A 12,703-nucleotide genomic window follows, 5' to 3' on the forward strand; every position below is an offset into this window, starting at 1 on the left:
CCTCATTTACCCCGCAGCTGGGCCGTCACCTCTTCGGCGACGGCAGCCGCCCGGGGACAATATTCCTCCAAAATTCCGTCGGTTCGATGTTCCAGAGCCTCCGCCACAACCCGGTTTTTCAACGCTTTCGTGTTGATATACACGTTCAGCGCGGCGCACTCCAGCGCCGCCTTGCAGCATACCGCTCCGCAGCCCACATCCGATACCAGCATAACGCTGCCCTTTTTCAGCATTTCCTCCAGAAGCTCCACTGCCTTGGCACATTGCTCCAGCATCTCCATGGGCGCGGCGCAGGCCCGCTTGGTGGCGTCTTCTAAAACAGCATCGTGGGTGGGGTCGTCCTTTGGGATGGAATAGGCTCTGGACAGCGGCTCAAACGCAGCCGCGTCCTCGTCCACCAGTTCCAGCAGCCGCTCGCGTACCGCTTCGCCTTTTTCCAGCAGCACCCGGATATCGGGTTCCACGGCGGCGTATTTTTTTCGGCCCAGCGTCAGATTGCCCGCCATGGAGCAAAGAGCCGCCCCCAGCGCGCCTACCAGCGCCGCCGCACCGCCTCCACCGGGGACCGGAGACTTGGATGCCAGAGCCGACGCGAACCCCTCACAGGTTTGTTTGATCAGTTTTTCAGCCATTTGACTTCCTCCGTTCTGGTTTTATGAGCTTGCGCGGGATGTCTATATGCTTCTAATTGCGATCAGAATCAAGCCGGACGGCAGAGCCGTCCATCAAGGAACAGCATGGGGAAGATCGGCGCGGCGAACCGGATTACTCCGCCAGATGGAGAATGGCGGTCATATCCTCGGGATTGATTTTTACGAAATTGCCAAAGGGGAAGCCGTTGGGCTTTTCTGCCCGGTGGGCGGTCATGGCGGGGATGTCCTCCGCCTTCGCGCCAATCTCCGAAAGCGTCGCGGGCATTCCCATGGATTTCAAAAATGCCCGGAACCGGGCGATGCCCTCCTTGGCGGTCAGCTCGGGATGGGCAAAGTCCATATCGCAGTCCCATACCCGGACAGCAAACTGGGCGAACCGGGCGACGTTGTGGGGCAGAACGTATTCCATCCATGCGGGCATCACCACCGCAAGACCCGCGCCGTGGGCGCAGTCATAAAACGCGGAAAGCTCGTGCTCAATCTGATGGCTGGCCCAATCCTGAACCCGGCCCACGCCGCAGGAGTTGTTGTGAGCCAGCATTCCCGCCCACATCAGCTCTGCCCGGGCGGCATAGTCGCCGGGGTTTTCCAGCGCCTTGGGTGCGGCGGAGACAATGGTTTTCATCAGCGCCTCAGACAGCCGGTCGGTGACCTCAACATCCGCCGTGTTGGTAAAATACCGCTCACAGATATGGGCGATCATGTCGGTTGCTCCGCTGGCAGTCTGATAGGGCGGAAGAGAGCAGGTGTAGCGCGGATTCAAAACGGAAAACCGGGGGCGGATCAGATCCGATTTGGGGCAGCCCCATTTTAGGTTGCCCTCCTCCAGTGTGATGACGCAGCTGTCGGATCCCTCGGACCCCGCCGCCGCGATGGTGAGCACCACGCCCACCGGCAGGACGCTGGAAATGGAGGCTTTTCCGGTGAAGAAATCCCAGAAGTCTCCGTCGTATCCCGCGCCCATGGCGATGGCCTTCGCCGTGTCAATCACGGAGCCGCCGCCAAGGGCCAGCACGAAATCCGCGCCCTCTGCGCGGCAAAGGGCAATGCCCTCGTAGACCTTGCCGCTGCGGGGATTGGCCTGTACGCCGGAAAGCTCCGCAAAGGGGATGCCCGCCTCCTTCAGGGAGGCCGTTACCGCGTCATAGGCCCCGTTCCGTTTCACGGACCCGCCGCCGGTGACAAGCAGAGCCTTTGTGCCGCCAAAGCGGCGGGTCAGCTCACCCACGCGGCGCTCTTCCCTGTCGCCAAAGGCAAACAGCGTAGGGGAATAGAATGTAAAATTCTCCATGCTCAATATCCTCTTTTCAAGTCTACCAGATGGTTCAGAGGCTTACCCTGCGCGTAGTTCTCCAAATTCTCGCAGAACATGGAGACGGTTTTATCGCAGGTGTAGCCCAGCGTCATGTTGCCCGCCACATGGGGCGTGAGGACCAGATTTTTCGCGTTCCACAGGGGATGGTCGGCGGGCAGAGGCTCGGGAACCATCACGTCCAGCGCCGCGCCTGCCAGCTTTCCGCTGTTCAGCGCGTCCATCAGCGCCTCTTGATCCACTGCGGTGCCCCGGCCCACGTTCACCAGAATGGAGTCCGCGGACAGAAGGCCGATACGGGCCTTGGTCATAATGCCGATGGTTTCCGGCGTGGAGGGCAGGGACATGACAAGAATGTCCGTTTCCGGCAAAACGCTGTCCAACTCTGTCATGGGGACGACCCGGTCATAGACCTCGTCCGGCGTTTTCCCACTGCGGTTCACGCCGGTAATGCTGGCAGGGCACAGGGCCTTGGCTCGTTTTGCAAAGGTGGTGCCGATGTCGCCGGTGCCCAGCATGGTCAGGCGGCTGCCCTGTATGGAGCGGACGGGCAGATCGTTGGTCCAGCCGTGGTTTCGGACAATTTCACCGTATTCCGGCATCTTCCGCTGGAGCATCAGGGTGACCATCAGAATGTGCTCCGCGATGGTAACGCCGTAAGCGCCCGAGGAGTTGGTCAGCATCACGCCCTCAGGAAAGTGAAACGGCGGCTGATAGGGGTCCACTCCCGCATAGGAGCAGCAGTACCACTTCAAATCCGGGGCTTCTTTCAGAAGGGAGCGCCAGTGGCCGAACAGCACCTCGCAGTCGGCAATCTGCCCGGCGGCGTCTTTCTTGCTGAGATAGTAGCGGACGGAAAATCCGTGTTTTTCCGCCACGGCGTTGATCTGCTCTTTGTGGGCTTCGGTAATAAATTCATTGACGACACAGATGGTACGGCTCATAGTGATTCCTCCTATAAATAAATAGTTAAATAGTGTTACAGCGTTTCGATAATTTTTTCGGCGCATCGCATTCCGTCCGCCGCTGCGGAGAGAATACCGCCGGCGTATCCGGCTCCCTCACCGCAGGGATATAGTCCCCGCAGCGCGCTCTGGCACGTCTCGTCCCGGGGAAGACGAACGGGGGAAGAACTGCGGCTTTCCACGGCGGTTAAGACCGCGTCGGCTGCAGCATAGCCCCGGAGTTTTTGATCGAGCAGAGGCAGAGCCTGCGCCAGCGTGTCACAGATAAAGTCCGGCAGGCACTCCCGCAGGTTGGTCCACTTCACGCCGGGGCGGTAGGTGGGCGTTACCTTACCGGGACCGGTGGAAGGCCGGTTTTCCAGAAAATCCTCCACCCGCTGGGCGGGGGCGCGGTAACCGCCGCCGCCCGCGTGGAAGGCGGCTTCCTCCAGCTTCCGCTGGAATTCCACGCCGGAAAGGGGGGTGTCCCCGCCAAAGTCCTCGGGTGTGACGTTGACGAGAAAGCCGCCGTTGATGTTCTTCCCATCCCGGGCAAAGCGGCTCATGCCGTTGGTGACCACCCGATTTTCCTCCGACGCGGCGGCGACCACGTCGCCGCCGGGGCAGACGCAGAAGGAGTAGGCCGACCGTCCGTTTGGCAGGTGGCAGGAGAGTTTGTAGGAAGATACGGGCAGGCCGGGATGGCCCGCATACTTCTTATATTGTACCGCGTCCATGTCCGCTTGCAGATGCTCGATGCGCACGCCCACGGCAAAGGGTTTGGCCTCCATGGGAACGCCAGCGGCGCAGAGCGTTTCAAAGGTGTCCCTGGCGGAGTGTCCCACCGCCAGAAGCAATTGCCGACAGGGGAGGGTGCGGCTTCCCTCTGGCCCCTCCACGGTGATTTCGGCAAGTGCGCCGTCCTCGGTCCGCAGACCGGTCAGCCGGGACCCGAACCGGATGTCCGTTCCCAAATCCAGAAGTTCCTTGCGCAGATTTATCAGCGCGACGTGGAGCATGTCCGTGCCCACATGGGGCTTGGCGTCCACCAAAATGTCTTCCGGCGCGCCGCAGGCAACCAGCGTCTCCAAAATGAAGCGGTGGCGGGGGTCCTTGGTGCCGGTATTCAGCTTTCCATCGGAAAAAGCACCCGCGCCGCCCTCGCCAAACTGGACGTTGGAGGCTGTGTCCAGCTCGCCGGTCTGGAAAAACCGCTCCACGTCCGCCTGTCGCTGCTCCACCGGCCTGCCCCGCTCCAGCAGAATGGGCTTTGCCCCGGCGCGCGCCAGCGTCAGCGCGGCAAACAGTCCCGCAGGACCCGCGCCCACGACCACGGGGGGAAGTTCCGGCGGCGTCACGGATTTTGGCGGTGTATAAGCCGGGACGGGGACATAGCGGGATACCTTCTTACTGTGGAGACGGCGCAGCCGTTTTTCCTCATCTGTCACTTCCACAGCCACGGTGTAGACCAGCTCCACATCCTCCCGCGCGTCCACGCTGCGACGCAAAACGTGCAGCGTTTTAATTTCATTTTCCGACAAACGGAGCATACGGGCGGCCTCCCGCACCAGATCGCGGGGACCCCGTCCGGGTCGCTGCTTCAGTCCTTCTATTTTAATCACAGTTTGTTCATCCTTTTTAAAGTTGTTTTTAAGTTAAGCATACTATACTTCGGTCAAAGGTGCAAGAAAGAAGTGCCTTACACGATATGGAAATCGCCTCGTTCAATCGTTCAAAATCTTTTCAGAACCTGTTCATAATTTTGACACGCTTCTCCGCTATACTCGTCCACATGGAAATGGAACGGGTGAGCGAGGACAACGAATATACATCAGGAGGAAACAAACATGTATAACGATGAAAACAACCTGTACCATTATACGTACCGCAAGGACGGCAGCGAGCCTCGGAACACCCCCCCGGTGGTAGAGGCCGCATACCGGGAGCCCTGGGAGGGCGATTCCGGAAAAAAGCAGAACAAGAAGCGCGGCGGGGCAAAGATCGTGGCTCTGGCCCTGAGCTGTGCGCTGTTGGGCGGCGCGGCGGGCGCGGGTGTCATGTGGGGCGTTTCCGGGAGCGGAAGTTCCACCAGCGTAAACATCTCCAGCCGTCCCGCCACCGCTGTTGCCCTGAAGACAGTGGATGGCAAGAACGCCATGACCGATGCGGAGCTCTATGCCGCAAATGTCAATTCCGTGGTTTCCATCAACTCCACCTCTACCACCAATTATTTTGGACAGCAGGTGCAGTCGGCCTCCGCCGGTTCCGGCTTTATCCTCACAGCCGACGGTTATATCGTTACAAATCGCCATGTCATCGCGGATACCGACGCGGTGAAGGTGACCCTCTATAACGGCGATACTTATGACGCAGCCGTCATCGGCAGCGACGAGGATTACGACATCGCGGTGCTGAAGATCACCGCCACCGGCCTCCAGCCCGTGACCTTGGGAGACAGCGATACACTGAACGTGGGCGACCATGTATTGGCGGTGGGCAATCCCTTGGGCGAACTGACCTTCTCCATGAGCGGCGGCATGGTTTCCAGCGTGAACCGGGCCATCAATGTGGACGGCACGCCCTTCAACATGATCCAGACCGATACCTCTATCAACCCTGGCAACTCCGGCGGTCCGCTGTTCAATCAATACGGCGAGGTAGTGGGCATTGTCTCCGCCAAGTATTCCTCTTATTCCAGCGAGACGGTAGAGGGCTTGGGCTTCGCAATTCCCATGAACGACGTGCTGGCGATGATTCAGGATATTATGACCAACGGCTATGTCACCAACAAGCCGTACCTCGGCGTGACTCAGGGAACTTTGACTGCCCAGATGGCGGCCCAGTACCGCTATGATATCTCTCAGGGTGTGTTCATCTACTCTGTGGAGGACGGCAGTGCCGCCGATCAGGCGGGCCTGAAGATGGGCGACGTGATCACCAAGCTGGATGACACCGAGATTACATCTTCCGAGGATTTGGTGGCCGCAAAGAAGGCCTACTCCGCCGGAGATACCTCCACCTTCACCGTTTACCGGGACGGCAAAACCCAGACCGTGAAGGTCACTTGGGGCAGCGTGCCTGCCAGCCAGAAGACGGAGACGCAGGAAAACACTCAGCAGAATACGCAGGAGAATACCCAGAACAACAACGGCAACAGCTACTACGGAAACGGCAGCATGAACGACCTGTTCAACTATTTCTTCAACAACGGCTTTGGCGGCAGTCAGAACGGGCAGGGCAGTCAGGGCAACGTCCCTGCGGCCTGATTCCCGGGCAGAGCGGAAAAAACTGATTTGCAATCCGGTTTTTAGGGAAAACGGCGCAACTGTTGACATGGGAGATGGGGGAAGCCCCGTCGAACCCCGAAAAAATGACCTCTGCGCATCGGAGGACGGTTCGCGGCAATCGCTGCGAAAAGCCAAAACTGTCTGCGGCCGATGCACGGAGGATAGCAAGACTCATTTTGAGTCCATAGATGCTGAACAAAATTGTTGACTTTGGAAGGGACGGGCTGCCCATTCGGAGTCAGCGGGGGAAAAACTTCGCCCGAAAGAAATTTCGAGTATCAAAAAAGCAGGGAGGTCACCGTTAAAAAACGGTGACCTCCCTGCTTTTGCACTGCGGTCAAATATCGGCCGGACAAATTCGCGTGGGAAAGAAGGAATGTTTGCGTGCGTCGGTTTTCACGCAAAGGATGAGCAAACATTCACTTGTCCGTCCCGGCCCGAACCATCTCCATAAAGGCGCTGGCGGCCGCCGTGGGAGCCACGTCCAGAAGGGTGCACATCTCAACACTGCGGGCGGGGATAGTGAAGTCCGTCTTCAAAAGCCGGATGTCTCCGTCGTCCAGAGCCTGCTGAACAAATTCCAGCGTGACGCCCGCCACGCCCAGCCCAATCTTTGCCAGCGTAACCAAAAGACCTCGGGAGGAAAGCTCAATCTCTGGGTTCAGCGTCACGCCCCAGCGGAGAAAGTCCTGCTCCAAAAAGCCGCGGGAGCTGGCCTTGCGTTCCAGCAGGATCAGGGGGAACGCGGCAATTTCCTCCCGGGTGTATACATGATCAAAGTCGCAGTTGTATCCGCTGCCCGCCACAAAAACGCTGTGGGTGGGGAAGCAGGCCCAAGTCTCCAGATGCTCCCGTTCGGCAGGGGTGGAGGCAAAGGCGATATCCACCGCGCCGGATTTCAAAAGGCTCAGAACCTTGGCGCTTCGACCGCTGATAATTTTCAGCCGGATGCCGGGATGCTGGCGGTGAAATGCGTCCAGATAGGGCGTTAAAAACTGACCCGTCACCGTGTCGCTGGCACCGATCACCAGCGTGCCCAGCAGCAGCTGCTGCGCCTGAGAGAGTTTGTCCTCTCCGGTGGCCAGCAGTCCCAGCGCGGAGCGCACATAATCGTACAGCATCTGTCCCTCTCCCGTCAGGGCCACGCCCCGGGGACTGCGGGAGAACAGCCGGGCCTGCAAGGCTGTTTCCAGCTGCTTGATGGACTGGCTCACCGCTGATTGGGAAATATAGAGGTTTTTTGCAGCCACGGAAATATTCTCCGCATCCGCCACTTCCTTAAATACCCGATAAAGCTCCAGTTTCACCGCCATGGATTTGTCCTCCTTGTAGATGTTACCATTTCAGTATAAGCAAAACTGATAATAAATGCAATCAAAACTTTTTTCAAGGAACCGCTTGACAAAGTTCGTAGGCAATGCTATGTTAGTTACACGGTTAATCACTTGACCAACTAACCACAACACGGAGAGGAGGCACACCGTGGAATTCAATGAGGGAAAGCCCATTTTCCTCCAACTGGCGCAGCAGCTGGAAGAGGGAATCCTCTCCGGCGCTTATCCGGAGGAGGGGCAGGTACCGTCCATCACGGAGTATTCGGTAACTTATAAGATCAATCCCGCCACTGCGCTGAAAGGCATCAGCCTGCTGGTGGATGCGGGACTGCTGTATAAGAAAAGGGGAGTCGGGATGTTTGTGGCGTCCGGTGCGCGGGAAAAACTGCGCGGACAGCGCAGAGAGCGCTTTTTTGAGGATTTTGTACAGAGCATGGTGCACGAGGCCCGTCAGCTGGGGCTGACGGAGACGGAACTGGTGCGCATGGTGGAGAGGGGGTTTGACGGAGATGTCGATTGAGATAAAGAATGTGTCCAAACGCTTTGGAGAGACAGAGGCGCTGAAGGACGTGTCCATGACCTTTGAAAGCGGAAAGATCTACGGGCTGCTGGGCAATAACGGCGCGGGCAAGTCCACCTTGATGAACTTGATTTCCGGGCGAATGTTCCCCACAGCGGGGGAACTTTTGGTGGACGGCGAACGGGCGACGGAAAATGACCGGGCGCTTGGCAGGCTGTTTTTGATGAGTGAGGCAAATTTGTTCCCGGAGGATATGCGGGTGAAGACCGCTTTCGACTGGGCCGCGCGGTTTTATCCCGGTTTTGACGGGGCAGAGGCAGTTGAATTGGCGGAGCGGTTTGACCTGAACCAAAAGTCTAAAATCAATAAACTCTCCACCGGCTATGGTTCCATTTTCAAGCTGGTGCTGGCGCTGGCGGCGAACACGCCGTATCTGCTGCTGGATGAGCCGGTTTTGGGACTGGATGCCCAGCACCGGGAGATGTTTTATAAGCTGCTTTTGGAGAAGTATGCGGCAAATAACTGCACGGTGGTCTTTTCCACGCATCTGATCTATGAGGCGGCGTACATGGTGGAGCGGGCGGTGATTCTCCGCAAAGGCCGGGTTCTAAAGGATGCGCCGGTAGAGGAACTGACGGCAGGGGCCTTCACGGTCTCCGGCCCTGCCGAAATCGTGGACGCGTATCTCGCGGGCCGCCCGGTGCTGAACGAGACGGCCATCGGCGGACTGAAGACTGCCGCTGTGGAGGGCGAGGCGGGAAATGTCCCGGAGAGTCTTGAGATCACGGGACTGAATTTACAGGACTATTTCATCGCCTTGATGGAAAAGGAGGATCGGGTATGAAAACGCTGTTTCGCTATCGGCTGCTGGACAATTTAAAAGCTCTGGCGATTGTGGCGGGTGCTTTGGCTGCGATCTGCGCCTTCTTCTCGATCACCTTTGGAGAGACGGAGGTGAACGGCGCAAACTCTCTTACCGGAGCCATTTGGGCGCTGGTCATTGGAATTGTGACAACCCGCATTGATCTTCGGCTGGGGAACCAGATGGGCACGAGCCGCCGCAGCGCATTCCTTGCCAATCTGCTGGGGAATCTAGCGGTATTCGCCATAGCCTCTGTGGGGCTGACGGTGCTGACGGCGCTGCTGCAAATTATGTCGGACGGCAGTCAACGCTTTGTTGTTACGGATTTATATCAGATTTTGTACAGCACCTCCGGCAACTACGTCATGACGCCCGGAGAGTACGGGATGATGGCGCTGCTGAGCTTTGTCCTTTTTGCCGCCATGGGTTCCTTTGGTATGCTGTGTACCACAGCCTTTTGGCGGGTGAATAAGGTGGGCGCGTGGATTCTGGGACTGAGTCTGGGCTTGGGACTGAGCGTGGGCTTTCCGAACCTGATGTATCGGCTGTCTCCCTATCTGATTCGGCCTTTGCGTATTCTAACGACCAACGTCTGGGCGATGATTTTGTTTTTACTGATCTGGGCGGTGGTGTTCCTGCTGGGGACATGGCTGCTGGCCCGGCGGGCGGTCATCAAGCCTGCGGCAAAATAAAATTTTATCAATTCTCGGATGGGGCGGATTTTCTGCTCTATCCGGGAACTTTTTTTGCCGTATTGCGTCTAACCATTCAGAAAACTACTGAAACGAGGAGAAACACAATGAAAAAACGACTGCTCTCTGCGCTTTTGGCACTAACGCTGGCCCTGTCCTTGGCCGCCTGCGGCGGTAATAGCACAGGTGCCGGTTCGGGATCTTCCTCATCCGCCGAGTTCGGTGCGGTGTCCTCTCAACCCACGGACGAAAATTTGGATGAAGAAGAGCCGGAGAAGGACGCGGAAGCCCAGCCCGATGCCCAGCCGGATGAAGGCGATGCCACCCAGACAGAGGATCAGGCGACCGGTACGGCAAAGCCTTCCGGCGGTGCTTCCTCCGGAACCTCCAAGCCCTCCACAGGTACATCCAAGCCTTCCACTGGGACAACCAAGCCCTCCACCGGAACCTCGAAGCCGTCTACCGGGACGGAAAAGCCCTCTGGCTCCGGCAGTTCTTCCAGCGTGGCTACCAGCGTGGACCTGAAAAAGTTCTATAATGACACGGTTGCCGCGATGACCGATGCGCCCGGCATGACGGAGATCACCTCCGACTTGATGGATGGTGTGTATCCCGGACTGAGTGCCTTGAAGCCGAAGCAGACCGTGGCCTACATGGCGATGATCTCCGCCGTGGCTTGCGAGGTGACGGCACTGGAGCTGTCCAGCGCCGAGGACGCCAAGGCCGCCACTGAAATTCTGCGTGCCCGCATCAAGCAGCAGGGCGAGGATCAGGGCGCGTTTTACCCCGAGACGGTGGACCAGTGGAAAAACCATTCCCAAGTGATTGTCAACGGCAACTACGTTCTCATGGCCGTAGGCGCTGGCAACGAGACGTTTGCAGCCAATTTCAACGCCTTGACGAAATAATACGATGGCTTCCCGCTAGCCGGGGGAAGCCATCAACAGGCGGAAGACATCCAACAATCGCATTGCAAAAGGACTAGGAGTGCTGTGCCGTTGGCACAACACTCCTTGTTTGCAGAAGAAGATCCACACCGTGGAATTCAGCGTTCATCAATGTGGTTTTGGATGCGCTGCATAATCATTTCCAGCGCCACCAGATTGTGTCCGCCCTCCAGCACGATGATATCCGCGTATTTTCGGGAAGGTTCCACAAACTGCTCGTGCATGGGCTTTACAGTTGTGAGATATTGGTGTACCACGGACTCAAGACTCCGCCCGCGATCCTGCACGTCCCGCAGGGCCCGACGCAGGATACGCTCGTCCGCGTCGGTTTCCACGAAGATTTTGATGTCGAACATGTCCCGCAGGATGGGGCTTTGAAAAATTAAAATGCCCTCGACAAGAATGACCTTGGCGGGGTGGATGGTCACCGTCTGGTCGGTGCGGTTGTGATCCTTATAAGAGTACACGGGACATTGAATGGACTCGCCCCGTTTCAGTGCTTTCAGATGCTCGATCAAAAGATCGGTGTCGAACGCGCTGGGATGATCGTAATTCTGCTTTGCCCGCTCTTCATAAGTTTTGCCTTCTTGACGCTTGTAGTAGCTGTCGTGGCCGATGACGGTCACGTCCTCTCCAAAATGGTCTTTCAGATGGTGGGTCAGGGTGGTTTTGCCGGAGCCGGTGCCCCCTGCCACGCCGATCAGGATCGTATCCATGGAGTCTCTCCTTTACACAGCGGTTCTCCGTATTGCGGGCCGACTGTTCCTATTTTAGAAATATTATAGAGGCGGCAATCCTTAAAAGCAAGAGAAAAGCAGGGAAAAAACTGTAATTCCACAAAATTCGGCAGAGCGGTATTGACTGCGGGGAGAAAAGTCAGTATTATGTTAAGTAATTCAAATAAAAACATCTGTCATCCAGAAGGAGGACATTTATGGCTATGAAACGGTGCCCCGTCTGCGGGGAGAAATATTCGGATACTTATCGTTACTGCCCCTTCTGCGAAGAGGAAGAGGCCATGAAAGGCGACCGCCCGCTCCGCCGACGGGGCGGAAAAAGGTCCTCGTCCCGAAAGGACCCGGGGATTTTAACGCCGGTGTTGGTGATTGTGGTTTTGGTGCTGGCGCTGATGCTGGGCTGGCTGTTCTTTGGCGACAGCATTAAGGAAAAGCTGAGTGGCGGGAACTCTGGAGCCGCATCGTCGCAGTCCTCCCAATCTCAAAGCGGCAGCTCCGCTTCCGCATCCGGTAGCGCCGGAGCGCTGGAGCCAGGCGATTCCTCTGTGGAGCCGGGCGATTCCTCGCAAACCGGGACCGGGACCGGAACAGGCAATGGCGAGTTGAGCGTGGAAGAAGTCGCGGCCCTGCCGGATACACTCAAACTTTCCACAGGAGACTTTACAATTTCCGTGGGCGATCCGACGGTGAAGCTGAAGGCTACGGGCGGCAGCGGAACTTATACTTGGTACAGCGAGGATGACGGTATTGCCTCTGTGGATGAAAACGGTACGGTGACGGCAATCTCCGCCGGAACGATTAACGTTTATGCCACTGATGGCTCAGGTAAGGGCCTTTGCATCGTCCGGGTAAAGGGAGGCGCAGCTGCTCCATCCGGCACCGGAACTACCGGACAGACCACACCCTCTGGCGGCGAGGTAAAACTGAACCGGGAGGACTTTACCCTTCCTGTGGGCGAGACGTTCCAACTGAAAAATACGGGCATTACTACCACACAGACGTGGTCCAGCAGTAATCCCAGCGTGGCAACCGTCAGTGGAAACGGAACGGTTACCGGCGTGTCTGCGGGGACAGCAACCATTACCATGTCTTACGATGGAAACAGCCTGAGCTGCATTGTCCGCGTAAAGTAGATTCGTGATAGAGCAAAGTGCCCTCCGGGAAAACCGGAGGGCACTTTAGCTAATTAGCCAAAAACTGTGTGAAATTTTGTCCAAAATTTGATTGCCAAATATTTCACATTATTTTTGTGCAATTTGCACAGGACTTGCATTTTAAATTGGTTAGGTTTATAATGTTTGATGGTCAGCCGCCGCAGGCCTTGGCGGCAGAAATTAGAGAGGATGATACAGGACTTATGAAAGACATCGTAGAGATCCGTTGGCACGGGCGCGGTGGGCAGGGCGCGAAAACAG

At 57.3% G+C, this 12,703-nt stretch carries 13 protein-coding genes; 6 read left to right on the top strand and 7 right to left on the bottom strand.

Features of this window, described 5'->3' with window-relative positions; all coding sequences use genetic code 11:
- Nucleotides 1–2: 2 nt before the first annotated feature.
- From ON16_RS03125 to ON16_RS03140, 4 genes are all read right to left on the bottom strand, one after another.
- Nucleotides 3–632 carry a cyclodeaminase/cyclohydrolase family protein gene (locus ON16_RS03125; RefSeq protein ID WP_040659305.1) on the bottom strand — a complete coding sequence of 210 codons (630 nt, stop codon included), beginning with the start codon at nt 630–632 and terminating at the stop codon, nt 3–5.
- Between the two features lie 133 nt (nt 633–765).
- Entirely contained in the window at nt 766–1,944 is a 1,179-nt protein-coding gene (locus ON16_RS03130; protein ID WP_040659307.1) for an iron-containing alcohol dehydrogenase, read from the bottom strand.
- A gap of 2 nt (nt 1,945–1,946) precedes the next feature.
- On the bottom strand, nt 1,947–2,909 hold the full coding sequence (locus ON16_RS03135) for a D-2-hydroxyacid dehydrogenase (RefSeq protein ID WP_040659309.1): 963 nt from the start codon (nt 2,907–2,909) through the stop codon (nt 1,947–1,949).
- A 35-nt stretch (nt 2,910–2,944) separates the two neighbouring features.
- The gene (locus tag ON16_RS03140; RefSeq protein WP_040659312.1) at nt 2,945–4,531 is read right to left on the bottom strand and encodes an NAD(P)/FAD-dependent oxidoreductase; all 1,587 of its coding nucleotides are present in this window, start codon (nt 4,529–4,531) and stop codon (nt 2,945–2,947) included.
- A 225-nt stretch (nt 4,532–4,756) separates the two neighbouring features.
- Here ON16_RS03140 and ON16_RS03145 point away from each other — a divergent pair, with 225 nt between their 5' ends.
- The gene (locus ON16_RS03145) at nt 4,757–6,175 is read left to right on the top strand and encodes a S1C family serine protease (RefSeq protein ID WP_040659314.1); all 1,419 of its coding nucleotides are present in this window, start codon (nt 4,757–4,759) and stop codon (nt 6,173–6,175) included.
- Nucleotides 6,176–6,615: 440 nt separating this feature from the next.
- On the opposite strand, the gene ON16_RS03150 is transcribed toward ON16_RS03145, so the two are convergent.
- Complete coding sequence (locus ON16_RS03150) at nt 6,616–7,509, bottom strand: LysR family transcriptional regulator (protein ID WP_040659315.1); 894 nt, start codon at nt 7,507–7,509, stop codon at nt 6,616–6,618.
- 169 nt (nt 7,510–7,678) lie between these two features.
- On the opposite strand from ON16_RS03150, the gene ON16_RS03155 reads away from it, so the two are divergent.
- The 4 genes from ON16_RS03155 to ON16_RS03170 all read left to right on the top strand — a co-directional run bounded on the left by ON16_RS03155 (nt 7,679) and on the right by ON16_RS03170 (nt 10,512).
- Complete coding sequence (locus tag ON16_RS03155; protein ID WP_040659317.1) at nt 7,679–8,050, top strand: GntR family transcriptional regulator; 372 nt, start codon at nt 7,679–7,681, stop codon at nt 8,048–8,050.
- A complete protein-coding gene (locus ON16_RS03160; protein ID WP_040659319.1) occupies nt 8,040–8,894 on the top strand; it encodes an ABC transporter ATP-binding protein in 855 nt (284 codons plus the stop codon). The genes ON16_RS03155 and ON16_RS03160 overlap by 11 nt, the downstream gene beginning before the upstream one ends.
- Nucleotides 8,891–9,604 (top strand): hypothetical protein, encoded by a 714-nt coding sequence (locus ON16_RS03165; protein ID WP_040659321.1) that lies wholly within the window; start codon nt 8,891–8,893, stop codon nt 9,602–9,604. Before ON16_RS03160 ends, ON16_RS03165 begins: the two co-directional genes overlap by 4 nt.
- A 107-nt stretch (nt 9,605–9,711) precedes the next feature.
- A complete protein-coding gene (locus tag ON16_RS03170; RefSeq protein ID WP_040659324.1) occupies nt 9,712–10,512 on the top strand; it encodes a DUF4358 domain-containing protein in 801 nt (266 codons plus the stop codon).
- Between the two features lie 137 nt (nt 10,513–10,649).
- Here the strand turns inward: ON16_RS03170 and udk are convergent, their stop codons facing one another.
- The gene (gene udk, locus ON16_RS03175) at nt 10,650–11,267 is read right to left on the bottom strand and encodes a uridine kinase (RefSeq protein WP_040659325.1); all 618 of its coding nucleotides are present in this window, start codon (nt 11,265–11,267) and stop codon (nt 10,650–10,652) included.
- A 218-nt stretch (nt 11,268–11,485) separates the two neighbouring features.
- Here udk and ON16_RS16230 point away from each other — a divergent pair, with 218 nt between their 5' ends.
- Nucleotides 11,486–12,421: an Ig-like domain-containing protein gene (locus tag ON16_RS16230; protein WP_040659327.1), complete on the top strand. Its 936-nt coding sequence runs from the start codon at nt 11,486–11,488 to the stop codon at nt 12,419–12,421.
- Between the two features lie 53 nt (nt 12,422–12,474).
- Here ON16_RS16230 and ON16_RS16055 read toward each other — a convergent pair.
- On the bottom strand, nt 12,475–12,703 hold a 229-nt coding region (locus ON16_RS16055), incomplete at its 5' end, for a hypothetical protein (protein WP_207643783.1).

The organism is Oscillibacter ruminantium GH1 (assembly GCF_000307265.1).
Lineage (GTDB): Bacteria > Bacillota > Clostridia > Oscillospirales > Oscillospiraceae > Oscillibacter > Oscillibacter ruminantium.